Below are 25749 nucleotides of genomic sequence, written 5' to 3' on the forward strand. Positions count from 1 at the left end.
CGGGCCTTCTGTGGTGCTGGGCGGGCTGAGCGCCGACCGCTCAGACGCGGCCGGTGATCACGGCCTGCTTGACCTCGGCGATCGCCTTGGTCACCTGGATGCCGCGGGGGCACGCCTCGGTGCAGTTGAAGGTGGTGCGGCAGCGCCACACGCCCTCCTTGGAGTTCAGGATCTCCAGGCGCTGCTCGCCGGCGTCATCGCGCGAGTCGAAGATGAAGCGATGCGCGTTGACGATCGCGGCCGGGCCGAAGTACTGGCCGTCGGTCCAGAACACCGGGCACGAGGAGGTGCAGGCGGCGCAGAGGATGCACTTGGTGGTGTCGTCGAAGCGCTCGCGCTCCTCGGCGGACTGCAGCCGCTCGCGGCTGGGCTCCTGACCCTTCGCGATCAGGAACGGCATGACCTCCTTGTAGGAGTCGAAGAACGGCTCCATGTCGACGATCAGATCCTTCTCGACCGGCAGGCCCTTGATGGGCTCGACGGTGATCGGCTTGGAGATGTCGAGGTCCTTCAGCAGCGTCTTGCAGGCCAGACGGTTGCGGCCGTTGATCCGCATCGCGTCAGAACCGCAGATGCCGTGGGCGCAGGAGCGGCGGAAGGTGAGGGACCCGTCCAGATGCCACTTGATCTCGTGCATGGCATCGAGCACACGGTCGGTGCCGTGCATCGTGACGGTGAAGTCCTCCCAGTGGGTGCCCTTGTCATCCTCCGGGTTGAACCGCGCGATGCGCAGCGTGACCTCGAACGAGGGGACCTCTTCGGCGCCCGCGTCAGCCTTGGGCTTCTCAGCGACGGCAGTCATCAGAACGTACGCTCCTTCGGCTCGTAACGGGTGATCACGACGGGCTTGGTGCCCAGACGGATCGAGGTGCCCTCGGCGCCCTCCTCACCCGGGAGGGTGCGGTAGGCCATGGTGTGCTCGAGGTAGTTGACGTCATCGCGGGCCTCGAAGTCCTCACGGAAGTGGCCGCCGCGGGACTCCTTGCGGTTCAGCGCGCCGAGGGCGACGATCTCCGCGAGGTCCAGCAGGAACCCGAGCTCGACCGCTTCCATCAGGTCGAGGTTGTAGCGCCGGCCCTTGTCCTGGATCGCGACGGTCTCGTAGCGCTTCTTGAGCTCCTTGATGTCCGCGAGCGCCTTGCGGCAGGTCTCGTCGGTGCGGAACACCTGGACGTTCGCGTCCATGGTCTCCTGCAGGGCGCTGCGGATGTCGGCGATGCGATCCTCGGTGGCAGGGCGGTCGCGCAGCCGCTCGAGCAGCTCCACGGTGGGCAGCTCGAGGCCCTCGGGCAGCTCGGGCATGTCCACCGTCGCGGCGTGCTCCGCGGCGGCGATGCCGGCGCGGCGGCCGAAGACGTTGATGTCCAGCAGCGAGTTGGTGCCCAGCCGGTTGCCGCCGTGCACCGAGACGCAGGCGGTCTCGCCCGCGGCGTAGAGCCCGGGAATCACGTCGGTCGCGTTGGCGAGCACCTCACCGCGGATGTTGGTGGGGATGCCGCCCATGCCGTAGTGGGCGGTCGGGAAGACGGGGACCGGCTCCGTGTACGGCTCCACACCCAGGTAGGTGCGGGCGAACTCGGTGATGTCCGGGAGCTTCGCATCGATGTGCGAGGGCTCGAGGTGGGTCAGGTCGAGGTAGACGTAGTCCTTGTTCGGACCGGCGCCGCGACCCTCGCGTACCTCGTTGGCCATCGCGCGCGCCACGACGTCGCGCGGGGCGAGGTCCTTCAGCGTGGGGGCGTAGCGCTCCATGAAGCGCTCCATCTCGCTGTTGCGCAGGATGCCGCCTTCGCCGCGCGCGGCCTCCGAGAGCAGGATGCCCAGGCCCGCCAGGCCCGTCGGGTGGAACTGGAAGAACTCCATGTCCTCGAGCGGGATGCCGCGACGGAACGCCATCGCGGGGCCGTCACCGGTGAGGGTGTGGGCGTTGGAGGTGGTCTTGAAGATCTTGCCGAAGCCGCCGGAGGCGAACACGACAGACTTCGCACGGAAGATGTGGATCTCACCGGTGGCGAGCTCGTAGGTGACCACACCGGAGGCGCGCACGCCCTCGTCGGTGCGGGGGTCGCCGGTCATCAGCACATCGAGCACGTAGTACTCGTTGAAGAACTCCACCTGCTGCTTCACGCAGTTCTGGTAGAGGGTCTGCAGGATCATGTGGCCCGTGCGGTCCGCGGCGTAGCAGGCGCGGCGCACAGGGGCCTCGCCGTGCTCACGGGTGTGCCCGCCGAAGCGGCGCTGGTCGATCTTGCCCTCGGGCGTGCGGTTGAAGGGCAGGCCCATCTTCTCCAGGTCGAGCACCGCGTCGATGGCCTCCTTGGCCATCACTTCGGCGGCGTCCTGGTCCACCAGGTAGTCACCGCCCTTGACGGTGTCGTAGGTGTGCCACTCCCAGTTGTCCTCCTCGACGTTGGCCAGGGCTGCGCACATGCCGCCCTGCGCCGCGCCGGTGTGGGAGCGCGTGGGGTAGAGCTTGGTGACGACCGCGGTGCGCGCGTCTTTGGAGGCCTCCAGGGCTGCGCGCATGCCGGCACCACCGGCGCCGACGATCACCACGTCGTAGTTATGGGTCTGCATGTCTGGTGACTGCTCCGTTTCAGGTCGACCGGGAAGAGAAGGGGGCGGCCGGTGAGCTCACCGGCCGCCCGGGGGCGTCAGCCCTCGCAGAAGGAGGGCAGCAGGCTCGGCTCGGCGCCGACGGGGCACGGCTCGAAGGTGAAGATCACCAGGGTGCCCAGGACGATCGTGACGATCACGGCGAAGTAGAGCAGGCCCTTGAGGACCAGGCGGACACGATCGTTGCGGGCGTAGTCGTTGATGATCGTCCGCACGCCGTTGCCGCCGTGGATCAGGCCCAGCCACAGCATCAGCAGGTCCCAGACCTGCCAGAAGGGGGAGGCCCACTTGCCGCCGACGAAGGCGAAGTCGATGCCCTTGACTCCCTCGCCGAGCCACAGGTTCACGAAGAGGTGGCCGAAGACGAGGATCACCAGCAGCACGCCGGAGGCGCGCATGAACAACCACGAGAGCATCTCGGAGTTGATCCCGCGCTGGCCGGTGCGGCGATAGCGGGTGGTGGGATCGGGCAGGGAGGTTCCGGTCTGTGCACTCATGGTCACGCTCCGAACATGTGCATGAGGTGGCGGGGGAGGAAGCCGGCCATGAGGACGACCCACACGACCACGACGCCCCAGAACAGGCCGCGCTGGCGCTTGGTGCCCTGGGACCAGAAGTCCACCAGGATGATGCGCAGGCCGTTGAGGGCGTGGAAGAGGATCGCGCCGACGAGGCCGACCTCCCCGAGGCCGAACACCACGGTCTTGTAGTGCCCGATCACCTCGTTGTACGCCTCGGGGGAGACTCGCACGAGAGCGGTGTCCAGGACATGGACCAGCAGGAACAGGAAGATGAGCATTCCTGAGATGCGGTGGGCGACCCAGGACCACATGCCCTCGCGTCCGCGATAGAGCGTCCCGGATTGGGCTGAAGCCACGGAGTTCCTCCAGAAGCGTCGGGATGAAGCCGGGAACGGTGATGAGATGCCGCGAAGTGCGGCGCACGGCCCGGCCGGCTCATGGCCGGACGGCTGTCACGGCGTGGCGACGCGGGAAGCCACTTCACGACACGGCGACATCATCATCGCCCCCGACAGGGGCCGTTCCAGCGTAGCACCAGGCAGGGTGGGTGATGTGCCGCTCGATCACCGCGCGGGAGGTTCGCGGAACTCGCCCTGGGCGCCGCGCCCGCCGGGATACGCTGGGCCTATGCCGCTTTCTCCCTTCGTCCCCGTGATCCCTGCAGGTGGCGCCGGTACGCGACTGTGGCCGCTCTCACGCCGGTCGCGGCCCAAGTTCCTGCTCGACCTGACAGGGGAGGGGCGCTCACTGCTCCAGCGCACGCTGGAGCGGCTCGCGCCGCTCGCGGACCGTCCGCCGATCGTGGTCACCGGCGCCCTGCACGAGCAGGCCGTGCGCGAGCAGCTCGGAGCGCCCCTCGGCGCGCCCGGGGCGGTGCGGGTGGTCGCCGAGCCGAGCCCGCGCAACTCGATGCCGGCGATCGCGCTCGCGGCGGCGCTCGCGGAGCGCGATGACGAGGAGGCGGTGATCGGCTCCTTCGCCGCGGACCACCTGATCGAGGACGACGAGGCCTTCGCTCGCGCCGTGGACGCCGCCCGCCGGGCCGCCGAGCACGGCTACCTGGTCACCCTCGGCATCGAGCCGACGGGCCCGGCCACCGGCTTCGGCTACATCGAGCGCGATGCGCAGGCGAGGCAGGCGCACCGGGTGCTCGAGGGGACCGGTGCGGTGCCCGTGGCGCGCTTCGTGGAGAAGCCCGACCGCGCGCTGGCGCAGGAGTTCGTGGACAGCGGCCGCTTCCTGTGGAACGCCGGCATGTTCGTGGTGCGCGCCCGCGTGCTGCTCGACGAGCTCGAGGCCCAGATCCCGCCCCTGGCACGGGGAGCCCGGGAGATAGCCGCCGCCCATGGGAGCGAGCGCCATGACGAGGTGCTCGAGAGGGTCTGGCCCACGCTCACCGCGATCGCGATCGACCACGCCCTGGCCGAACCCCTCGCCGCGGCCGGGAAGGTCGCGCTGGTGCCCGCACGCTTCGACTGGGACGACGTCGGCGACTTCGCGGCCCTCGCCCGCCAGCTGCGCGAGCGCCGCGGTGCGGTGGAGGCCTCGACGGGGGACGGCGACGTCCAGGTGCTGGGAAGCGCCCACGTCGATGCGCTCTCCTCCCGCGCCACGGTGTACGGTGCCACGGATCGCCACATCGCCCTGGTCGGGCTGGACGGCATCAGCATCGTCGACACCGAGGACGTGCTGCTGGTGCTCGCCGACGAGCAGGCGCAGGACCTCGCCACGCTCGTCGCCCGCCTCGAAGAGCAGGGGCGGGGGCACCTGCGCTGACGCCGCCCTCCGCGACCACCGCGACAGGCGCACGACCCCGGCGAACCGCGCCGTGGGCCCTCGGCACGGAACACAGGGAGTGCACAGGTGGAGCAGACGCAGCAGGTGCTGCTGGGCACCGACCGGCAGCGATCGATGCTCGGCCCGGAGGGGCTGATCGCCTCGACCGTGAGGGAGAAGTCCACCGAGCTGAGGGACATCCGGCGCCACCTGCACCGCCATCCCGAGCTCTCCCATCAGGAGCACGCCACCACCGATTTCGTCGTCGAGCAGCTGCGTGCGCTGGGCCTGTCCCCGGTGCGCATGTCCCTCACCGGCCTGATCTGCGACATCTCCGGCAGCGACCCGAGCCTGCCGCTGATGGCGCTGCGCGCGGACATGGACGCGCTCGGCATCCCTGAGCTCAGCCCCGTCGCCTTCCGCTCCACCGTGGACGGGGTCTCCCACGCCTGCGGCCATGACGTGCACATGAGCGCCGTGCTCGGCGCGGCCACCGCGCTGGTGCGCGTGGCCGAGGCCGGGGGCCTGCACCGCGGGGTGCGGCTGATCTTCCAGCCCGCCGAGGAGATGCACCCCTGCGGGGCGCTCGAGCTGATCGGCCAGGACGTGCTCGACGGCGTCGACTCCATCCTCGCCCTGCACTGCGACCCCGGGGTGGACGTGGGCCATGTGGGCCTGAAGACCGGCCCCATCACCTCGGCCACCGACCCGGTGACGATCCAGGTGCGCGGTGCCGGCGGGCACACCTCCCGCCCCCACCTCACCCAGGACCTGGTCTACGCGCTCAGCTCGATCGCGACCCAGCTGCCGGCCGCGCTCACCCGCCGCATGGACCCGCGCTCCGGGGTGAACCTCACCTGGGGCAGCATCCACGCCGGCTCCGCCTTCAACGCGATCCCCAGCAGCGGCACCCTCGAGGGCACGCTGCGCTGCCTCGACCACGAGGCCTGGGACCGGGCCGAGGAGCTGCTCGAGACGGTCCTCGCGGACCTCGTGCGCCCCTGGGGAGTCGAGGCCCGGGTCACCCACGACCGGGGCGTCCCGCCGGTGTCCAACAGCGCCGGCAGCGTCGAGGTGCTCGCCGCCGCGGTGCGCGGCGTCCTCGGCGAGGACAACCTCGACCCCACGGCGCAGTCCCTCGGCGGCGAGGACTTCGCCTGGTACCTCGAGAAGGTCCCCGGAGCCCTCGCCCGCCTCGGCACCCGCACTCCGGGCGGGCGCACCTACGACCTCCACATGGGCGACCTGATGATCGACGAGCGCGCGATCGGCATCGGCGCGAGCGTGCTCGCGGCCGCCTGCGTGCAGCGGGACCTGCTGCCGCGCTGAGCGCTCTGCAGGAGACGGGCGCGACACCCGGCGTTCACGCTTACGCCAGATCCGCGTCGATTTCATAACGGTTCCACGAAGTGGGACCGAAGCGGGCTCCGCGGGGCCTCGGCACGGATATGGTCCGAGTCGCACTGCGACAGCGCTGTCGCCACGGACCCCACGGGGGCGATCCGTCCCCGCCTCTGAATCGAAGGAACCCTCATGAAGAGCATCACGCGTGCGCTCGCCCTGGTCGGCGCCGGCGCCCTGACCCTCGCCGCTTGCGGCACCGCCCCGGAGGAGACCGCCGGAGGCGGCGGTGGCGGCAGCGACGCCGGTGGCGCCGGCAGCGACTACAAGGCCTGCATGGTCTCCGACGCCGGCGGCTGGGACGACAAGTCCTTCAACGAGTCGAGCTACAACGGCCTGCTGGCCGCCGAGGAGAACCTCGGCATCCAGAAGCAGACCGCCGAGTCCACCTCCGACTCGGACTTCGCCCCGAACATCAACAACATGGTGACCGAGGGCTGCGACCTCATCATCACCGTCGGCTTCCTGCTGGCCCCGGCCACGGGCGCCGCCGCGCAGGCCAACGAGGGCACCGACTTCGCGATCGTCGACTCGACCGCCCAGGACGCCGATGGCAACCCGATCGAGCTCGACAACGTCAAGCCCCTCGAGTTCGACACCGCCCAGGCCGCGTTCCTGGCCGGCTACCTCGCCGCGGGCATGACGGAGACCGGCAAGGTCGCCACCTACGGCGGCATGGACATCCCCACCGTCACCATCTTCATGGACGGCTACGTCGACGGCGTCGCGCACTACAACGAGACCCACGACTCCGACGTCGAGGTGCTCGGCTGGAACAAGGAGTCCCAGCAGGGCTCGATCGTGGGCACCTTCGAGGACCAGTCCAAGGGCAAGGCCGTCTCCGACGAGTTCTACAACGCCGGCGCGGACATCGTCATGCCGGTCGCGGGCCCCGTGGGCGCCGGCACCCTCGCCTCCGCCAAGGAGGGCGATGATCGCAAGGTGATCTGGGTCGACGCCGACGGCTACGAGACCAACTCCTCCGATCCCGAGGCGCAGTCGGTCATCCTCACCTCCGTCATGAAGGAGATGACCGTGGGCGTCGAGGACGTCATCACGGGCGCTGCGGGCGGCGAGTTCGACGCCAACCCGTACGTCGGCACCCTCGAGAACGGCGGCGTGGGCCTGGCCCCCTTCCACGACTTCGAGGACGAGGTCCCCGCAGAGCTCTCCGAGGAGCTGGAGACCCTGACCCAGGAGATCATCGACGGCACCGTGGTCGTCGAGTCCGAGGCCTCTCCCGCAGGAGCCTGATCCGCTGACCGGAGCGCGGTCCCTGCCCGCGAGGGCGGGGACCGCGTCCCGTGTCTCGACATCGACCGGCCGAGCCTCTCGGCCCGCACCGACGGAAGCGAGTGCTGTGAAGCTCGAACTGCGCGGGATCACGAAGACCTTCGGGAGCTTCGTGGCCAATGACGCCATCGACCTCGTCGTCGAGCCCGGGGAGATCCACTCCCTGCTCGGCGAGAACGGGGCCGGCAAATCCACCCTGATGAACGTGCTGTACGGGCTCTACCGGCCCGACGGCGGACAGATCGTGATCGACGGGGAAACGGTCAGCTTCTCCGATCCCGGGGATGCGATGGACACCGGGATCGGTATGGTGCACCAGCACTTCATGCTCGTGCCCGTCTTCACCGTCGCGGAGAACATGGTGCTGGGCCACGAGCCGACCAAGGGCGGTCTGCTCGACCTCGCCGCGGCCCGCCGCCTGGTGCGCGAGATCTCCGCCCGCTTCGGCTTCGACCTCGACCCGGATGCCCTGGTCGAGGACCTCCCCGTCGGCGCCCAGCAGCGGGTCGAGATCATCAAGGCGCTCAGCCGCCGCGCCGAGGTGCTCGTGCTGGACGAGCCCACCGCCGTGCTCACCCCGCAGGAGACCGACGAGCTGATGGAGATCATGCGTCAGCTGCGGGCCGAGGGCACCTCGATCGTGTTCATCACCCACAAGCTGCGCGAGGTCAAGGCGGTCTCCGACCGCATCACCGTGATCCGGCGCGGCAAGGTGGTGGGGGAGGCGGACCCCTCCGCCGACCAGGCCGAGCTGGCCTCGCTGATGGTGGGCCGCCAGGTCTCCCTCGCCCAGGACAAGGCCGAGGCGGCACCGGGCGAGGTCGCGCTCGAGGTCACCGACCTGCGTGTCACCGACGCCGCCGGGATCCGCACCCTCGACGACGTCTCCTTCGAGGTGCGCCACGGCGAGGTGCTCGCGATCGCGGGCGTCCAGGGCAACGGCCAGACAGAGCTCACCGAGGCGCTGCTGGGCCTGCAGGAGAACGTGCACGGCTCGGCGCGGCTCGAGGGCCGTGAGCTGGTGGGCCGCAGCACCAAGCAGGTGCTCGACGCGGGCGTCGGCTTCGTGCCCGAGGACCGCACCCACGATGCGCTGGTGGCCGACTTCTCGGTCGCCGAGAACCTCGTGCTCGACCAGCACGACCGGGCGCCCTACGGCAGCCCCGTGGCGATGCGGCTGAAGCCCATCCGGGAGAACGCCGAGAAGCTGATCCCGGAGTTCGACATCCGCACCGGCTCCTCGGCCGCGGCAGTGTCCACCCTGTCCGGCGGCAACCAGCAGAAGGTCGTGATGGCCCGTGCGCTCAACCGTGAGCTCGCGCTGCTGATCGCCTCCCAGCCCACCCGCGGCGTGGACGTCGGCTCGATCGAGTTCCTCCACCGCCGCATCCTCGACGAGCGGGACAAGGGCACCCCGGTGGTGATCGTCTCGACCGAGCTCGACGAGGTCACCCAGCTCGCCGACCGCATCGCCGTGATGTACCGCGGCAGGATCCTGGGGATCGTGCCCGGTGACGAGGACCGTGACGTGCTGGGCCTGATGATGGCCGGCTACACCGCCGAGGCGGCCCGCGAGGCCGTCGCCGCCGGTGCCCGCACCGCCGACTCCCAGCTCGCCGACGAAGGAGAGATCGCCTGATGAGCACCTCTACCCACACCGCGGGCTCCGCACCTGGCGTCGGCACCGGCGGCGCCGACGCCCCGCCGCCCGAGCAGACGGCGGAGACCGCGCTGGCCAGGACGCTGCAGAGGATCGCGCGTGGCGACGTGCTCGTGGTCGTGATGAGCTTCGTGTTCGCGTTCCTGATCGGCTCGGTGCTGATCCTGATCGCCGATCAGGAGGTCCGCGCGACCCTGGGCTACTTCTTCGACCGGCCCTCCGACGCCCTGACCGCCATCTGGCAGTCCGTCACCCAGGCCTACGGGGCGATGTTCCGCGGCGCCGTCTTCGACGGGCCCGGCTTCTCCCGCGTGGCCGAGGACGTCCGCGAGGCGGGCGGCTCCGGCACCTACGTGTTGCTGCCCGCCCTGGCCGCGGGCCTGCGCCCCCTCACCGAGACCCTCACCGTCGGCACCCCGCTGATCATCGCGGCGGCCGGCATGGCCGTCAGCTTCCGCGCCGGATTGTTCAACATCGGCGGCACCGGCCAGCTGATCGTGGGCGCGATGGCGGCCGGCTACATCGGCTTCACCTTCGACCTGCCCGTCGTGGTCCACCTCCTGGCCTGCCTCCTCGCGGGCCTGCTGGCAGGCGGACTGTGGGGCGGCATCGCCGGCTTCCTCAAGGCCCGCTTCGGCGCCAACGAGGTCATCAGCACCATCATGCTGAACTGGATCGCGACCTACCTGCTGTTCTTCGCGCTGAAGACCGCGGCGTTCACCGGCGCGAACCAGTCCCAGCCCACCTCGCCGTCCGTGGGCGAGAACGCGGCCCTGCCGCTGCTGCTGGGCACCGGCTTCCGCCTCCACGCGGGCCTGTTCGTCGCCGCAGGCGCGGCCGTGCTGCTGTGGTGGCTGATGAGCCGCTCCACGATCGGCTTCCACTTCCGGGCCGTCGGCTCCAACCCGCGCGCCGCGCAGGTCGCCGGCATCTCCCCGGCCCGCACCGCCTTCCTGGTGCTCGCCGTCGCGGGCGCCCTGGTGGGCCTCGCGGGCGCGGTCCACGTGCTGGGTACCGAGCGCCGCCTCACCGAGGGCGTGGCCGGCAACATCGGCTTCGACGCGATCACCGTGGCGCTGCTGGGACGCTCCGGCCCGGTGGGCATCGTGCTGGCCGGCCTGCTGTTCGCCGCGCTGTCCACCGGCGGCCGCTTCATGGAGACCAACCAGGGCGTCCCGCTCGACCTGGTCCAGGTGATCCAGGTGCTGGTGGTGCTGTTCATCGCGGCGCCGCCGCTGGTGCGCACCCTGATCGGCCTGCGCCGCATCGACAACCCCGCCGCCGGTGCACGCGTGCGCCGCGCGCGCCGGGCCCGCGGCAGCGCGGACACCGCCGCCGTTGCCTCCGGCGCCGCCGCCGTGGCCGCAGAGAGCTCCGCCGCCTCCCGCACCGGAGCCCCTTCGGCGAGCCCCGACGGATCCTCCTCCGCGAACAGCCCCGCCTCGGCCCCCGAGGGTGGGCCCGGGCCGGGCGACCGCCCGACGCAGCCGCCGGGCCCCGACCCGACCCCGCCGGAGGGCCCGCACGGCCCCACCGCTGGCAGCACGGACAGCGCTGACAGCACCGACCGCACCGACGCGCAGGAGGACGAGCGATGAGCACCGCACCCGTGGGCGTCACGGACGACTCCGCCGGCGAGAAGCAGCTCGACGACAGGCGCCCCCGCAGCTGGTGGCACCTGCCCGCCACCACCACCGTGATGGCCCTGATCGCCCTGGTGCTGTTCGGGCTGCGCGGCATCCCCGGCGTGAATTCCACCTACGTCCTCGCCCGTGAGGGCGACCTCAACCCGCTGGGCATCGTGCCCGAGCGGATCGCGGTGCCCGCGATGGGCGGCGCGATCGCGCTGTCCGTCCTGGCGCTGGCCGCCTCGGCGGGCCTGTGGGTGCTGCACGCCCGCAGCGCGCGCCCGCACCGCGGCGCACGACTGGCCGTGATCGCCCTGTTCGCAGTGGCCTGGATCCTCGCCTTCATGACCTGGGTGATCTCCCAGCGCGCCCTCGACGTCACCACCCTGCTGCAGGGCACGATCGTGCTCGCCGTCCCGCTGGCCTTCGGTGCGCTCTCGGGCGTGCTCTCCGAGCGCTCGGGCGTCATCAACATCGCCATCGAGGGACAGCTCCTGTTCGGCGCCTTCGGCGCCACCCTGATCGGCTCGATGACCGGCAGCGTGTGGATCGGCCTGCTGGCCGCGCCCGTGATGGCCCTGGTGATGGGCGCGATGCTGGCGCTGTTCGCGGTCGGCTACCACGTCCAGCAGATCATCGTCGGCGTGGTGCTGAACGTCTTCGCGATCGGCATCACCTCGTTCTTCTTCGGCACCGTCATGCGGGACAACCCCGCGATGTTCAACGCCCCGATGCGACTGCCCACCCTGCGCATCCCGGTGCTCGCGGACATCCCCGTCCTCGGCCGGGTGCTGTTCGAGCAGAACATCCTGGTGTATCTGATGTGGATCGTGGTCGCCGGGCTCACCATCGCCCTGTTCCGCACCCGCTGGGGTCTGCGCGTGCGCGCCGTGGGCGAGCACCCCAAGGCCGCGGACACCGTCGGCATCGCCGTGAACCTCACCCGGTGGAAGAACGTGCTGCTGGGCTCGGCCGTCGCGGGCCTGGGCGGCGCGACCCTGACCATCGGCACGGGCGTCGCCTTCGGCGAGGAGATGTCCGCCGGCAAGGGCTACATCGCCCTGGCCGCGATGATCCTGGGCCGCTACCACCCCGTCGGCGCCCTGCTGGCGGCGCTCACCTTCGCCTTCGCGGACTCGCTCCAGCTGCGCCTGGGCACGATGTCCGCCGCCGAGGGAGGGGTCTCCATCCCGGGCGACTTCCTGCTGATGCTCCCGTACATCGTCGCGCTGTTCGCGGTGGCCGGAGTGGTGGGCCGGGTGCGGGTGCCGGCCGCGAACGGCCAGCCCTACGTCAAGCAGTGAGACGATCGTGGGCATGAGGACGAACCAGAGCCCCGCGCATGCCGCTGACGGCACAGCGCACGACGAGTTCGACGAGCTGCTCGCCGCGGCGCGCGAGATCGCCGAGCGCGCCTACACCCCGTACTCGCACTACCGGGTGGGCGCCGCCGGCCTCACCGACGACGGCCGCTTGGTGCGCGGCTGCAACGTCGAGAACGCCGGCTACGGCGTCACCCTGTGCGCGGAGTGCGGGATGATCAGCGAGCTGATCGCCAGCGGCGGCGGGAGGCTGCGCCGCTTCGTGTGCGTGGGCGGCGACGAGCGGCTGAGCCGCGACGAGCGTGACGTGGTCATGCCCTGCGGCCGCTGCCGCCAGCTGCTGTCCGAGCACGCCGGCGAGGACCTCGTGATCCTCACCCCCGAGGGCCCGCGGAGCATGGACGAGGTGCTGCCGCAGGCCTTCGGACCCGCCGACCTCCGACTCTGACCCGACCGGCCGGCCGGCCATCCCGGCCCCGCCACCGCCCGGCCCACCGGCGGCCGCGCCCCGACCCCGAGGAGCACCCATGAACGACGCCCCCGCAGCCACCGCCGTCGAACCGTTCGACGTCGTCGACGTCATCCGCACCAAGCGTGACGGCCACCGCCTGGCCGATGACCAGATCGACTGGGTCATCGACGCCTACACCCGCGGCGTGGTCGCCGAGCAGCAGATGGCGGCGCTCGCGATGGCGATCTTCCTGCGCGGCATGGACCGCATCGAGATCGCCCGCTGGACCCACGCCATGATCGACAGCGGCGAGCGGATGGACTTCGCCGCCCTGTCCAAGCCCACCACCGACAAGCACTCCACCGGCGGGGGGGGGGACAAGATCACCCTCCCGCTGGCGCCGCTGGTCGCCTCCTACGGCGTCGCCGTCCCGCAGCTGTCCGGCCGCGGGCTCGGCCACACCGGCGGCACCCTCGACAAGCTCGAGGCCATCCCCGGCTGGCGGGCTGACCTCAGCAACGCCGAGATGATGGCCCAGCTCGAGAGCGCGGGCGCGGTGATCTGCGCGGCCGGCTCCGGCCTCGCCCCCGCGGACAAGAAGCTCTACGCGCTGCGCGACATCACCGGCACCGTCGAGGCGATCCCGCTGATCGCCTCCTCGATCATGTCCAAGAAGATCGCCGAGGGCACCGCCGCGCTCACCCTCGACGTGAAGACCGGCGCCGGCGCCTTCATGAAGGACGAGGCCGACGCCCGCGAGCTCGCCCGCACCATGGTCGACCTCGGCACCGACGCGGGCGTGCGCACCGTCGCGCTGCTGACGGACATGTCCGCGCCCCTGGGGCGCACGGCCGGCAACGGCCTCGAGGTGCGCGAGTCCCTCGAGGTGCTCGCCGGCGGCGGCCCCGCCGACGTGGTGGAGCTGACCTGCGCCCTGGCCCGCGAGATGCTCGAGGCCGCCGGGGTGCGCGATCCCGACGTCGAGACCGCGCTCGCCGACGGCCGGGCGATGGACTCCTGGCGCGCGATGATCTCCGCCCAGGGCGGGGACGTGGACGCGCCGCTGCCCACGGCGAAGCACGTCGAGGAGATCCGCGCGAGCGAGGACGGCGTGGTGACCGGGCTCGACGCGATGGGCGTGGGCGTGGCCGCCTGGCGGCTCGGCGCCGGCCGCTCCCGTCCCGGCGAGGCCGTGCAGGCCGCGGCCGGCGTCGAGATCGAGGCGCACATCGGTGAGCAGGTGAAGGCCGGGGACGTGCTCGCCCGACTGCACACCGACACCGCCGAGCGCATGCCCCGCGCGCTCGAGGCGATCGACGGCTCCTGGACCCTCGCCGCCCCGGGCACCGAGGTCCCGGCCCGCACGATCGTCAAGGACCGCATCGCCTGAGCGGGTCCTGAACCAGGACGAGCGGCGCCGGCCCCCGGGAGGGGATCCGGCGCCGCTCGCTGCGTGGAGGGGAGGTCAGGAGGCCGACGTGCTCGCAGCGCGCAGCGCCGGCAGGATGTGCTCGACCATCAGCGGGGCCAGCCGCACCCCGGGCGCGGGAGCGTCGAGCCCGATCCAGCGGTGCTCGGCGAGCTCCGCCCGCACGGCGAGGTCCGCGGGCAGGGGAGCACGCGTGGTCCAGACCGTCGAGCGGACCAGGGTGTCCGGCTCGTTCGCGGCCGGCGCCTCGAAATCGCCCAGCAGCGTGAGCTCCTCGGCATCGAGCTCCACCCCGAGCTCCTCACGACACTCTCGCAGCGCCGCCTCGAGCGCGCTCTCACCCGCCTCGAGCTTCCCGCCCACCTGCATGTAGCTGCCGGTGCCGCGCTTGCGCACCGCGAGCACCTCGGGACCGTGCTCTCCCTCGCGCAGGAAGCACACCGCGGTGATCCGCAGCACCGCATGGCGCGGGGATCGTGCTCGCAGATGCTGGGAGGCCTCGGCGCATCCGGTCAGTCGCCGCACCCAGTCCGTGCCGCGGTGCAGGCCCTCAGGGCGCATCCCCGACGCGATCCAGCGTGCGATGTCGCCGCGCTGGGCGCGGGCCAGGGACCAGCCCCGCCACAGCAGCGTGTGCGGCGGCTTGCGGCGCTCGCGCAGGTCCCGCGCCAGCCTCAGCGCGAACACCACCGGCACGGGACGGCGCAGCACGATCGCATCGGCCAGCAGACCGGCGGCCGCGAGCGGCGCGATCAGCTCGGCGGCGAAGATGCCCTCGGCGATGAGCAACGGGGCATTTCCCGCCTCGAGCCGCCGCATCCCCTGGCGGCGCGAGACCGAGATCGAGTAGACGGGCACGTCGGCGGCGCCGTCGTGGGCGAGCGAGGTGAGCGCCTCGAGGGCCGCCTCGCCGTCCCAGGAGGCGGGATCGTCCCAGTCCACGATGCCGTAGCGGCGGGGGAGACCCGGCTCGTCGAGATCGCGGTAGAACTCGTCCAGCGGGAGCACCGGCAGCCCGGAGCGGCGTGAGAGCTCGCCTTTGCCACTGCCCGAGGGGCCGACGAGCAGGACGATGCGGCGCGGGGCCCGGGATGACGGCAGGGAGGAGGTCACGGCCGTCCAGTCTAGGTCAGCGTCCTCGCAGCGCCTCTCTCACGAGATCCGCAGCACCACCTTGCTGCTGGTGGGATCGGACACCTGGGTCTCGAAGGCGGCGGGCGCGTCCTCGAGGTCGTGGACGTGGCTGATCACGTGGTCGGCCAGATCGGTCGCGGCCAGGAGCTGCACGGCGTCCTCGATCTCGCTGACGAAGCGGTAGGTGCCGCGGTAGTCGATCTCCTTGGAGACCACCGGTCCCAGCGTCACCGAGACCGGGGAGGGCGGGAGGTTGCCCACCTGCACCACCACCGAGGCGCGGGTGATCGAGCGGAAGATCGCATCCAGCGAGGCAGGGGCGCCCGAGGCCTCGAAGGCGACGGTGATCGACTCGGCCATGCCCTCGGCGGAGCCGAGCGCCTCGTCCGCGCCCACCGCGAGGGCGCGCTCGCGGGCCGGGCCGGCCAGGTCCACGGCGGTGATGCGTGCGGCACCGGCGGCGCGGGCGGCGAGGATGACCAGCAGGCCGACGGGACCGCAGCCGGCCACCAGCACGTGGGCGCCCTCGACCTCGCCCGCGCGGCGCACCGCGTGGATCGCCACGCCGAGCGGCTCGGCGAGCACGGCGCGGCGGGTGTCCAGCCCCTCGGGGAGCGCGACCACCTGCTCCGCGCCGACGGTGAGCACCTCGGCGAAGCCGCCGTCGGTGTGCGGCTCCTGCGCGGCGGAGCCGAGATAGGTCAGCTGCGGGTGGAGGTTGTCCCGCCCGGCCAGACGCTCGGGCAGCGGACCGGTGGTGCGGGCGGGATGGACGGTGACCGGTTGCCCCACGCTCAGAGCGTCGACGTCGGCGCCGAGGCGCAGCACCCGCCCGGAGACCTCATGGCCCAGCACGAAGGGGTGTGACATCACCGCGGTGCCGGAGATGCCGTGGCGCCAGTACGCGATGTCGGAGCCGCAGATGCCGCCCCATTCGATCGCGATCTGCACCTGACCGGCAGCCGGTGCGGGGACGGGGCGGTCGACGAGGCGGAGGTCGCCGACGCCGTGGATCTCCAGTGCACGCATGGATGTGACCTTTGCTCTCGAGGACCGAGGGCGCAGCCGCCGGAGGGTGTCGGGCGAGCAGAGGAGGCGCCGCATCGGTGATCGCAACCTATCGCAGGGGCGGGGGAGCGGGCGGTGCCGGTCCGCGAGCGCGGGCCCGGCGGGGCTGGTGCGCGAGCGCGGGCCCGGGCTCGCTGAGCCGCGCTGAGGGCTGCGCCGTGACCGGATCGACGCCGCGGCGGATGCGCGGGGCCCCGCCCGTCTGCCAGGATCTGTCCATGACCTCTCTCGATCGCGCACAGCTCGCCTCCCTCATCGACCACACCCTGCTCAAGCCCGAGTCCACCCCGGAGGACGTCGCCGCCCTCGCCCGTGAGGCCGAGGAGCTGGGCACCTACTCCATCTGCGTCTCGCCCTCGATGCTCCCCGTCGAGACCACCGTCAAGGTCGCCACCGTCTGCGGGTTCCCCTCCGGCCAGCACTCCGCCGAGGTCAAAGCCTTCGAGGCGCGCGAGGCCGTGAGCAGGGGCGTCGACGAGATCGATATGGTGCTGAACGTGGGCCAGGCCCGCGCCGGCGACTTCGAGGCCGTCGAGCACGAGATCCGCGCGGTGCGCGATGTCGCCAAGTCCCCGGTCGTGCTCAAGGTGATCATCGAGTCGGCCGCCCTCACCGATGAGCAGATCGTCGGCGTGTGCGAGGCGGCCGAGCGCGCCGGCGCGGACTTCGTGAAGACCTCCACCGGCTTCCACCCCGCCGGCGGCGCGAGCGAGCACGCCGTGCAGCTCATGCGCAGCACCGTCGGCGATCGCCTGGGCGTCAAGGCCTCCGGCGGGATCCGCACCCGCGAGGCCGCCGAGGCGATGGTCGCCGCGGGCGCGAGCCGCCTGGGCCTGTCCTCCTCGAAGGCCATCCTCGACGGCGGCACCGGCACCGGGTACTGAGCCGCCCGGGCCCGCGCCGAGCAGGTGCCGGCCCCGAGCATCGCGCTCGCGCGGCCGAGCATCGCACCCGTGCGAGCGCAGGAACGCCCGCGCAGGGGCCCCGGTACGGGGCGTCCTGCGCGGGCGTCCTCGGCTCAGGCGGCGCCGAGCACCAGGCGCAGCTCGTCCTTCAGCGTCTCCAGCCGCTCGTCGGCCCGTGCCCGGATCTCGCCGATCCGTGCGGCCGGGGCGTCGGCAGGGATCTGCGTGACCACCTCGAGGTAGCACTTGAGCTTCGGCTCGGTGCCCGAGGGGCGCACCACCACGCGGGTGTCGTCCTCGCTGCGCAGCAGCACCCCCTCGGTGGGCGGCAGCCCGGTGGTCTCCACCGACCCCTGCGAGAGGTCCTGGTTCATGACCACCGGCGAGGACAGCAGCGTCGCCGGAGGCGCCGCCCGCAGACGCTCCATCATCTGACCGATCAGGGACAGGTCCTCCACCCGGATCGACAGCTGCGAGGTCGAGAACAGGCCGTGCCGGGCGGCGAGCTCATCGAGCCGGCCGATCAGCGTGGTGCCCTCCGCCTTCGCCTCCGCCGCCATCTCGGCGACCACCAGCGCCGCGGAGAGGCCGTCCTTGTCCCGCACCACCTCCGGCAGCACGCAGTAGCCGATCGCCTCCTCGTAGCCGAAGACGATCCCCGGCGCGCGGGTGATCCACTTGAAGCCGGTGAGCGTCGCGGCGGCTTCGAGGCCGCCGCTCTCGGCGACCGCCCCCAGCCAGCGGCTCGAGACGATCGAGCGGGCCAGCACCCCGCGGTAGCCATGGCGGCGCACCAGGTGCTCGCCCAGCAGCACGCCGAGCTCGTCCCCGGTGAGCATGCGCCAGTTGCCCCGGTGCGGATCCAGCACCGCCGCGGCGCAGCGGTCCGCGTCGGGGTCGTTGGCGATCACCACATCGGCCTCAAGGGTGCGGGCCAGCTCGAGCGCGAGATCGATGGCCCCCGGCTCCTCGGGGTTCGGGAAGGCGACGGTGGGGAAGTCCGGATCGGGGTCCGCCTGCTTCGCGACCGGGTGCACATCGGTGAACCCGGTGCGGTGCAGCGCCGCGAGCGCCGTCTCGGTGCCCACCCCGTGCATCGCCGTGTGCACGATCCGCACCTCGCGCGGGCCCTGCGGGTCCGGCAGCGCGCAGATCGCCTCGAGATAGTCCTCGCGCAGCTGCTCCCCGAGCAGCTCCACGCCCGCCTGCGCGACGGGGATGTCCCGCACCGGGCCCACGGCCGCGATGCGCGCCGCGATCTGCGCATCCGAGGGAGGCACGATCTGCACGCCGCGCCCCTCGGGCCCGGCCGCGCGACCGCCCAGATAGACCTTGTAGCCGTTGTCCGCCGGAGGGTTGTGCGAGGCGGTCACCACGATGCCGGCGTCGGCCTCCAGATGACGCACCGCGAAGGCGACCAGCGGAGTGGGGCCGAAGCGCTCGAGCAGCTGCACCCGGCAGCCGGCCGCCGTCATGATCTCCGCCGAGCGCTGCGCGAAGTCGCGCGAGTTGTAGCGGGCGTCGTAGCCGATCACCACGCGCGGCTGGTCCAGGCCCAGGTCCTCGCGCAGATGATCCGCGAGACCGCGCGCGGCGCGGGAGACCACCGCGAGGTTCATCCGGTTCGGGCCGGGCGCCATCGCGCCGCGCAGTCCCGCCGTGCCGAACTGCAGATCCGCGGCGAAGGCGTCGGCGATCTCCTCGCCGGCGACGGTGCTGCCCGCCTGCGCCTGCTCGAGCAGGTTCTCGAGCGCGGCCCGGGTGACGGGATCGGGATCGTCCTGGATCCACTCCTGGACGCGGGAGTGGAGGGCGGCGTCCAGGCTCATGCCGCGCCGTCCGTGATGCGCCGCACCGTCTCGGCGAGCAGGCGCGAGATCCGGGGACCGGCGTCCCGGCCCGCCTGCAGCACCTCCTCGTGGCTGAGCGCTTCGCCGCTGATCCCGGCGGCGAGGTTGGTGACCAGGGAGATGCCCAGCACGTCCAGGCCCGCCTCGCGCGCCGCGATCGCCTCGAGCGTGGTGGACATGCCCACCAGGTCCGCGCCGATGACCTTCGCCATCTGCACCTCGGCCGGGGTCTCGTAGCTGGGGCCGGAGAACTGCATGTACACGCCCTCGTCGAGGCTCGGATCGACCTCGTGGGCGATCTGGCGCAGCGCCGGGGTGTACAGGTCGGTGAGGTCCACGAAGTTCGCGCCCACCAGGGGAGTGGCGCCGGTGAAGTTGATCTGGTCGCGGATCAGCACCGGGGTGCCGGGGGCCCAGTCCGGGTTGATGCCGCCGCAGCCGTTGGTCAGCACCATGGTGCGGGCCCCGGTCGCGGCGGCGGTGCGCACGCCGTGGACGACGGCGTCCACGCCTGCGCCCTCGTAGTAGTGGGTGCGGGCGCCGAGCACGAGCGCCCGGGCACCGGTGCCCTCGACGCGGATCGAACGGAGGGTGCCCACGTGACCGGCCACCGCGGGCGGGCGGAAGCCGGGGATCGAGGTGGCGTCGGCCTGCCAGACGGTCTCGCCCAGGAGGTCCGCGGCACCGGCCCATCCCGAGCCGAGCACGAGGGCGAGATCATGGGCGGGGACACCGCTGGCCTCGGCGATCGCGGCGGCGGCGTCGCGGGCGAGCTGGTACGGAGCGGATGCGCTATCAGTCATGGACCGAAGGTAGCGCAGACCGCCGCCCTGCGTGACCCCGTCGGCGGGAGGGGACGGCCCGGAAAGAGGTGGATCTCGCACCGGGCGGGCCGACGGCCTGCGGTCCTCCCCCAGTGGCGGAAAACGGCCCCCCACCGGCCCGTCTTTGTGACAATGGCGGGGTGAGCGATCCCAGCACAGCACTGCCCTCCGATCCGCGACGCGTCCCCAGCGCGGGAGACCGTCCCCGCGTGGTGATCGTGGGCGGCGGACCGGGCGGCTACGAGGCCGCGCTGACCGCCGCACGCCACGGCGCGGCGACCGTCCTGATCGAGGAGAGGGGCCTGGGCGGCGCCGCGGTCCTCACCGACGTGGTGCCCTCGAAGACCCTCATCGCCACCGCGGACGTGCTCGACCAGGTGGCCGGGTCCCCGCAGCTGGGCATCCGCGACGCCGATACCGGCGCGGCCCCCACCGGGCAGACCCTCGACGTCGACCTCGCCGCCGTGAACCGCAGGGTCAAGGACCTCGCCGCCGCGCAGTCCGCGGACATCCGCGCGAGCCTCACGGAGGCGGGGGTGGAGCTGGTCGACGGCCGCGGCCGGCTCGACGGGCCCGACCGGGTCGAGGTCCTCGATGCCGCAGGGGAGCGCCTCGGCCAGCATGAGGCCGACGTGATCCTGCTGGCCGTCGGCGCGAGGCCCCGCGAGCTCGAGTCCGCCCCCTGCGACGGAGAGCGGATCCTGAACTGGACCCAGCTGTACGAGCTGGACCGCCTGCCCGAGCACCTGATCGTCGTGGGCTCGGGCGTGACCGGCGCCGAGTTCGCGAGCGCCTACCGGGCGCTCGGCAGCGAGGTCACGCTCGTCTCCTCCCGCCAGAAGGTGCTGCCCGGCACAGACGCGGACGCCGCGGACGTGCTCGAGGGCGCCTTCGCGCGTCGCGGCGTGACCGTGCGCTCCCGCTCGCGCGCCGAAACCGCCCGCCGCACCGACGACGGGGTGGTGGTCACCCTCACCTCGGGCGAGGAGATCACCGGCAGCCACGTGCTGATGGCGCTCGGTGGGATCCCCTGGACCGCGGACCTGGGTCTCTGGACCGCCGGAGTGCGGGTCAGGGACTCCGGCCACATCGAGACTGACAGGGTCTCGCGCACCTCCGTGCGCGGGATCTACGCCGCAGGCGACTGCACCGGGGTGTACCCCCTCGCCTCGGTCGCGGCGATGCAAGGCAGGATCGCGATGCACCATGCGCTGGGCGATGCGGTCTCCCCGCTGATCTCCACGCAGGTCTCCTCGGCCATCTTCACCAGCCCCGAGATCGCTGTGGTCGGGGTGAGCGAGGAGGACGTGCTCAGCGGCGAGGCCGCCGGCGAGGTGCTGGTGCTGGGGCTGGACACCAACCCCCGCGCGAAGATGCAGGGGATCACCGAGGGCTTCGTGAAGCTGATCGTGCGCCCCGGCTCCCACACCGTGATCGGTGCGGTGGTGGTCGCCCCGCGGGCCAGCGAGCTGATCCTGCCGTACACCCTCGCCGTCGCCCACCGGCTCACCGCCGAGCAGGTGGCCGGCACCTTCACCGTCTACCCCTCGCTCACCGGCTCGCTCGCCGAGGTGGCCCGGCGCCAGGTGCTCGACTCCCAGGAGTGACCGCGCGGCGGCGTGCGCGGAGCAGGAGGGGGCGGGGTCAGTCCTCGATCTGGCAGAGCACGGCGCCGGCGGAGACCGTCGCGCCGATCTCGGCGTTCAGCGCGGTCACCACACCGGAGCGGTGCGCGGTGATGGGCTGCTCCATCTTCATCGCCTCGAGCACCACCAGCAGATCGCCGTCGGCGACGCTCTGGCCCTCCTCGACGACGACCTTCACGATCGTGCCCTGCATCGGGGCGGAGACGGCGTTGCCGCCCGCCGCAGCACCCTCGGCACCGCGATGCTGGCGCTTGCGGCGCTGACGCACCGGGGCCTGCGGGGCGCGCAGCGAGGCGGGGAGGCTGATCTCGACCTTGCGGCCGTCGACCTCGACCACCACGGACTCGCGATCCTCCGGCTCCTCGGGCTGCGAGGGCAGCGGCGCGGCGGGCAGATCGTTGTCGAACCCGGTCTCGATCCAGCGCGTGTGGACCTCGAAGGCCTGCTCCGGATCGGCGGGGGCGAAGGCCGGGTCCTCGACCACCCTGCGGTGGAAGGGCAGGACCGTCGGGATGCCCTCGATGTGGAACTCGGCCAGGGCGCGGCGGCAGCGCTCGAGCGCCTCCTGACGGGTGGCGCCGGTGACCACGAGCTTGGCGAGCATCGAGTCGAACGCGCCGGAGACCTCATCGCCCGCGCGCACCCCCGAATCGATGCGGACGCCGGGGCCCGAGGGCACCTCGTAGCGCTGGATCCTGCCGGGGGCGGGCATGAAGCCGCGGCCGGGATCCTCGCCGTTGATGCGGAACTCGAAGGAGTGGCCGCGCACCACCGGATCCTGCTCGCTGATGTGCTCGCCGGCGGCGATGCGCAGCTGCTCGCGCACCAGGTCCACGCCCGCGATCTCCTCGGTCACCGGATGCTCGACCTGGAGGCGCGTGTTGACCTCGAGGAAGGAGATGGTGCCGTCCTTGCCGACCAGGAACTCGCAGGTGCCGGCACCGATGTAGCCGGCCTCGCGCATGATCGCCTTCGAGGCGGAGACCAGCTGGGCGTTCTGCTGCGGGGAGAGGAAGGGCGCGGGGGCCTCCTCGACCAGCTTCTGGTGGCGGCGCTGCAGCGAGCAGTCACGGGTGGAGACCACCTGCACGTTGCCGTGCATGTCCGCCAGGCACTGGGTCTCGACGTGGCGGGGGGAGTCGAGGTACCGCTCCACGAAGCACTCGCCCCGTCCGAAAGCCGCGATCGCCTCGCGCACGGCGGAGTCGAACAGCTCACGGACCTCGGACTCCTCGCGGGCGACCTTCAGGCCGCGGCCGCCGCCGCCGAAGGCCGCCTTGATCGCGATCGGCAGGCCGTGCTCGCGCGCGAAGTCGACGACCTCGTCGGAGTTCTTCACCGGATCCTTGGTGCCGGCGACCAGCGGCGCGCCCGCCTTCTGGGCGATGTGTCGGGCGGAGACCTTGTCCCCGAGTTTCTCGATCGCCCCGGGCGGGGGGCCGATCCAGGTCAGCCCGGCGTCGATCACGGCCTGGGCGAAGTCAGCGCGCTCGGAGAGGAAGCCGTAGCCCGGGTGGACCGCATCCGCACCGGAGCGGTGCGCGATGTCGAGGATCTTGTCGACCACGAGATAGGAGCTGGCGGCCGTGGTGCCGCCCAGCGCGTAGGCCTCGTCGGCGACCTGCGTGTGCAGGGCGTCGCGGTCGGGATCCGCGTACACGGCGACCGAGCGGAGCCCTGCATCCCGGCAGGCCCGTGCGATCCGCACCGCGATCTCCCCACGGTTGGCGATGAGCACCGTGGACAGCGGGCGGGGCTTGGAGGAGCGTGCGGGCATTGGCGATGGTTCCTTCCGGGAGTCAGCAGTGGTCGAGTCTAGTACCGCAGATGCTCAGGCGTCGCCAGGGCTCGCAGCGAGGTCGTCGCCGTGAGCGGACCACAGCTGGTGGACCCCCAGACCGATCTCCCCGAGCATCCGGCGCAGCAGCGGCAGGGACAGCCCGATCACGGTGTGCGGGTCGCCGGCGATGCGCTCGATGAAGGGCCCGGCCATCCCGTCGATCGCGAAGCCTCCGGCCAGGCCCAGCGGCTCGCCGGTGGCGACATAGGCGTCGATCTCCTCGTCGGTGATCTCCGCGAAGCTCACCTCGCAGCTCGCGGTCGCGCCGAAGGTCGCGCCGGTGCCGCCGTCCTCCTCGTCGCGATCATCGACCAGCCAGTGCCCCGAATGGAGCACGCCGGTGCGACCCCGCATCGCACGCCACCGCTCACGGGCCCGCTCGGGGGTGTGGGGCTTCCCGATCACCTCGCCGTCCAGCTCGAGCATCGAGTCGCAGCCGAGCACCACGTAGCCGCCCTCGCTGCGCGCGGTCGCGGTCTGCGCCTTCTCACGGGCCAGCAGCAGCACCTCCTCGGCCGCGCCGAGCTCCTCACCGGCCTCGAGCGCGGCCGCACGGGCCCGCTCGAGGATCGAGGTCTCGTCGAGATCGACCGGGAGCGCGGAGTGCTCGATCCGCGCGCCGTCGAGCACGGCGCGCCGTCCCTGGGAGGCGGAGGCGAGCAGCAGCAGCGGATCGTGGTCGGGCGCGGTCATCGCAGAGCCTCCTCGAGGACGGAGAGCGGGAGGCTGCCCAGGGCCAGGGCGTCCCGGTGGAAGTCGCGGGCGGGAGCGGCGGAGCTCGCCCGCAGCTGCTCCCAGACCCGCTGCCCGATCTTGTAGGACGGTGCCTGGCCGGGCCAGCCGAGGTAGCGGTGCAGCTCGAAGCGCTGCTCGGCCTCGGTCACGCCCCAGTGGGCGCTCATGAAGTCCCAGGCCTTCTCGTAGGTCCAGGCGCCTCCCGCGGAGCCGGCGAGACCCTCGGGCATCGGCAGACCGCAGTGCAGGCCGATGTCGAGCACCACACGGCCGGCGCGCAGACGCTGCGCATCGAGCATGCCCAGCCGGTCCCCGTCGTCGGAGAGATGGCCCAGCTGCTCCATCAGGCGCTCGGCGTACAGGGCCCAGCCCTCGCCGTGGCCGGAGACCCAGCACATCAGCGCGCGCCAGCGGTTCAGGGTGGCCGCCTGCATGGTCTGGATGCCCACCTGGAGGTGATGGCCCGGCACGCCCTCGTGGTAGACGGTGGTGGTCTCCAGCCAGGTGCGGAACTCGGTGGTGCCGTGGGGGACGTCCCACCACATGCGGCCGGGACGGCTGAGGTCCTCGCTGGGGCCGGTGTAGTAGATCCCGCCGGAGCCGGTGGCGGCGATGCGGCACTCGAGCCGGCGCAGCGGCTCGGGGATGTCGAAGTGGGTGCCGGCGAGCTCGTCGATCGCGCGGTCGCTGAGGTCCTGCATCCAGGCCTGCAGGGCGTCGGTGCCGTGCAGCACCCGGGCCGGATCGGAGTCCAGCGCCCGCTTGGCGGCCTCGACCGAGCGGCCGCCGCCGTTGCCGGCGGACTCATTGATCCGGGAGGCCACCTCCTCCTGCTCGGCGACGATCGCGCGCAGCTCCTCGATGCCCCAGGCGTAGGTCTCGTCGATGTCGATCGTGGTGCCCAGGAAGGTGCGGGAGGCGAGCGCATAGGCGTCGCGGCCGACGGCGTCGCGCTCGGGCGCGCGCGGCGCGAGGGCCTCGAGCTGGTCGGCGAGAGCGAGGTAGCCGCGCGCCGCGGCCGAGGCCGCCTCGGTCACCTGGGCGCGCTGGGCGTCATCGCCCACGGCGTCCTGAGCGAAGCTGTGGAAGAAGCCGTCCTGTGCGGCGAAGCCCCGCGCCTGCTCGGCGCCCAGCAGCAGCTGGCGGCGGGAGGAGAGGACCCCGTGCTCGGCGGCCTCGTGCAGCGACTCGACCCAGCTGGCCAGGGAGGCGGGCATCGCCGCCATGCGCTGAGCGATCACCTGCCAGTCCTCGGCGGTGTCGGTGGGCATCTGGTCCAGGATGTCCCGGGACTGGAGCGGCGAGGCGAGGTTGTTGACCGCGGAGATGTCCAGGCGCTGCTCGGCCCGCTCGATCTCGAGCCCGAGCCGCTCGGTGAGCGCGGCGCGGGTGACCGTGTCCACCGCGTCCTGATCCGGCACCTCGGCCGCGCGGGCGAGCAGGGTGCGGGCCGCCTCGGTGCGCTCGGCGGTCGCGGCGGGGGAGTAGTCGGTGACCTCGCCGTCATGGCCGGGGACCCCGAGCGAGGTGGCCAGGTACGGGTCGAGACGTGCGCTGAGATCGACGTACTCGTCGGCGAGACGGTCCAGCGCGGTGGAGGCGCGCACGGCCTCAGGGGGTGTGGTCGGCATGACCGGGAGTCTACGTGCG

The 25749-nt window shown here is 72.3% G+C and carries 21 protein-coding genes; 10 read left to right on the plus strand and 11 right to left on the minus strand.

The features are described from left to right. Positions 1-40 precede the first annotated feature (40 nt). From BN4251_RS01670 to sdhC, 4 genes are all read right to left on the minus strand, one after another. On the minus strand, positions 41-802 hold the full coding sequence (locus tag BN4251_RS01670) for a succinate dehydrogenase iron-sulfur subunit (protein ID WP_087483440.1): 762 nt from the start codon (positions 800-802) through the stop codon (positions 41-43). Then, entirely contained in the window at positions 802-2577 is a 1776-nt protein-coding gene (sdhA, locus tag BN4251_RS01675; RefSeq protein WP_087483441.1) for a succinate dehydrogenase flavoprotein subunit, read from the minus strand. Before sdhA ends, BN4251_RS01670 begins: the two co-directional genes overlap by 1 nt. Positions 2578-2654: 77 nt before the next feature. Continuing rightward, positions 2655-3113 carry a succinate dehydrogenase, hydrophobic membrane anchor protein gene (gene sdhD, locus BN4251_RS01680; protein ID WP_087483442.1) on the minus strand — a complete coding sequence of 153 codons (459 nt, stop codon included), beginning with the start codon at positions 3111-3113 and terminating at the stop codon, positions 2655-2657. Positions 3114-3115: 2 nt separating this feature from the next. Further along, positions 3116-3493, minus strand: coding sequence for a succinate dehydrogenase, cytochrome b556 subunit (gene sdhC, locus BN4251_RS01685; protein WP_087483443.1), 378 nt, complete (start codon positions 3491-3493; stop codon positions 3116-3118). Positions 3494-3764: 271 nt separating this feature from the next. Here sdhC and BN4251_RS01690 point away from each other — a divergent pair, with 271 nt between their 5' ends. The 8 genes from BN4251_RS01690 (at position 3765) to BN4251_RS01725 (ending at position 14058) form a co-directional block, all read left to right on the plus strand. Then, positions 3765-4913: a mannose-1-phosphate guanylyltransferase gene (locus tag BN4251_RS01690; RefSeq protein ID WP_087483444.1), complete on the plus strand. Its 1149-nt coding sequence runs from the start codon at positions 3765-3767 to the stop codon at positions 4911-4913. 87 nt (positions 4914-5000) lie between these two features. Continuing rightward, positions 5001-6242, plus strand: coding sequence for a M20 family metallopeptidase (locus BN4251_RS01695; protein WP_087483445.1), 1242 nt, complete (start codon positions 5001-5003; stop codon positions 6240-6242). A 204-nt stretch (positions 6243-6446) separates the two neighbouring features. Then, positions 6447-7568 (plus strand): BMP family lipoprotein, encoded by a 1122-nt coding sequence (locus BN4251_RS01700; protein ID WP_087483446.1) that lies wholly within the window; start codon positions 6447-6449, stop codon positions 7566-7568. A gap of 106 nt (positions 7569-7674) precedes the next feature. Beyond that, entirely contained in the window at positions 7675-9246 is a 1572-nt protein-coding gene (locus BN4251_RS01705; RefSeq protein ID WP_087483447.1) for an ABC transporter ATP-binding protein, read from the plus strand. Further along, positions 9246-10865 (plus strand): ABC transporter permease, encoded by a 1620-nt coding sequence (locus BN4251_RS01710; protein ID WP_087483448.1) that lies wholly within the window; start codon positions 9246-9248, stop codon positions 10863-10865. The genes BN4251_RS01705 and BN4251_RS01710 overlap by 1 nt, the downstream gene beginning before the upstream one ends. Then, positions 10862-12199 (plus strand): ABC transporter permease, encoded by a 1338-nt coding sequence (locus BN4251_RS01715; RefSeq protein WP_087483449.1) that lies wholly within the window; start codon positions 10862-10864, stop codon positions 12197-12199. The genes BN4251_RS01710 and BN4251_RS01715 overlap by 4 nt, the downstream gene beginning before the upstream one ends. A gap of 13 nt (positions 12200-12212) precedes the next feature. Further along, positions 12213-12665, plus strand: a complete 453-nt coding sequence (locus BN4251_RS01720; RefSeq protein WP_087483450.1) for a cytidine deaminase — start codon at positions 12213-12215, stop codon at positions 12663-12665. 79 nt (positions 12666-12744) lie between these two features. Then, a complete protein-coding gene (locus BN4251_RS01725; protein WP_087483451.1) occupies positions 12745-14058 on the plus strand; it encodes a thymidine phosphorylase in 1314 nt (437 codons plus the stop codon). A 75-nt stretch (positions 14059-14133) separates the two neighbouring features. On the opposite strand, the gene BN4251_RS01730 is transcribed toward BN4251_RS01725, so the two are convergent. Continuing rightward, positions 14134-15210 carry an NUDIX domain-containing protein gene (locus BN4251_RS01730; RefSeq protein ID WP_087483452.1) on the minus strand — a complete coding sequence of 359 codons (1077 nt, stop codon included), beginning with the start codon at positions 15208-15210 and terminating at the stop codon, positions 14134-14136. A 39-nt stretch (positions 15211-15249) separates the two neighbouring features. Continuing rightward, complete coding sequence (locus BN4251_RS01735) at positions 15250-16260, minus strand: L-idonate 5-dehydrogenase (protein WP_087483453.1); 1011 nt, start codon at positions 16258-16260, stop codon at positions 15250-15252. Between the two features lie 257 nt (positions 16261-16517). On the opposite strand from BN4251_RS01735, the gene deoC reads away from it, so the two are divergent. After that, entirely contained in the window at positions 16518-17183 is a 666-nt protein-coding gene (gene deoC / locus BN4251_RS01740) for a deoxyribose-phosphate aldolase (RefSeq protein ID WP_087483454.1), read from the plus strand. A gap of 134 nt (positions 17184-17317) precedes the next feature. Here deoC and BN4251_RS01745 read toward each other — a convergent pair whose 3' ends face one another. Then, positions 17318-19033 carry a phospho-sugar mutase gene (locus BN4251_RS01745; RefSeq protein WP_087483455.1) on the minus strand — a complete coding sequence of 572 codons (1716 nt, stop codon included), beginning with the start codon at positions 19031-19033 and terminating at the stop codon, positions 17318-17320. Then, positions 19030-19857 (minus strand): purine-nucleoside phosphorylase, encoded by an 828-nt coding sequence (locus tag BN4251_RS01750; protein ID WP_087483456.1) that lies wholly within the window; start codon positions 19855-19857, stop codon positions 19030-19032. Before BN4251_RS01750 ends, BN4251_RS01745 begins: the two co-directional genes overlap by 4 nt. Positions 19858-20018: 161 nt before the next feature. Between BN4251_RS01750 and BN4251_RS01755 the strand changes: the two genes are divergently transcribed. Further along, positions 20019-21485, plus strand: a complete 1467-nt coding sequence (locus BN4251_RS01755) for an NAD(P)H-quinone dehydrogenase (protein WP_170931780.1) — start codon at positions 20019-20021, stop codon at positions 21483-21485. Positions 21486-21522: 37 nt separating this feature from the next. On the opposite strand, the gene BN4251_RS01760 is transcribed toward BN4251_RS01755, so the two are convergent. The 3 genes from BN4251_RS01760 to BN4251_RS01770 are packed head-to-tail and all read right to left on the minus strand — an operon-like array spanning position 21523 to position 25730. Continuing rightward, the gene (locus tag BN4251_RS01760; protein WP_087483457.1) at positions 21523-23301 is read right to left on the minus strand and encodes an acetyl/propionyl/methylcrotonyl-CoA carboxylase subunit alpha; all 1779 of its coding nucleotides are present in this window, start codon (positions 23299-23301) and stop codon (positions 21523-21525) included. A 54-nt stretch (positions 23302-23355) separates the two neighbouring features. Beyond that, positions 23356-24057: a Maf family protein gene (locus tag BN4251_RS01765; RefSeq protein ID WP_087483458.1), complete on the minus strand. Its 702-nt coding sequence runs from the start codon at positions 24055-24057 to the stop codon at positions 23356-23358. Further along, positions 24054-25730 (minus strand): DUF885 domain-containing protein, encoded by a 1677-nt coding sequence (locus BN4251_RS01770; protein ID WP_087483459.1) that lies wholly within the window; start codon positions 25728-25730, stop codon positions 24054-24056. The genes BN4251_RS01765 and BN4251_RS01770 overlap by 4 nt, the downstream gene beginning before the upstream one ends. Between the last annotated feature and the right edge of the window lie 19 nt (positions 25731-25749).

It is taken from the genome of Brachybacterium massiliense (assembly GCF_900184245.1).
Classification (GTDB): domain Bacteria; phylum Actinomycetota; class Actinomycetes; order Actinomycetales; family Dermabacteraceae; genus Brachybacterium; species Brachybacterium massiliense.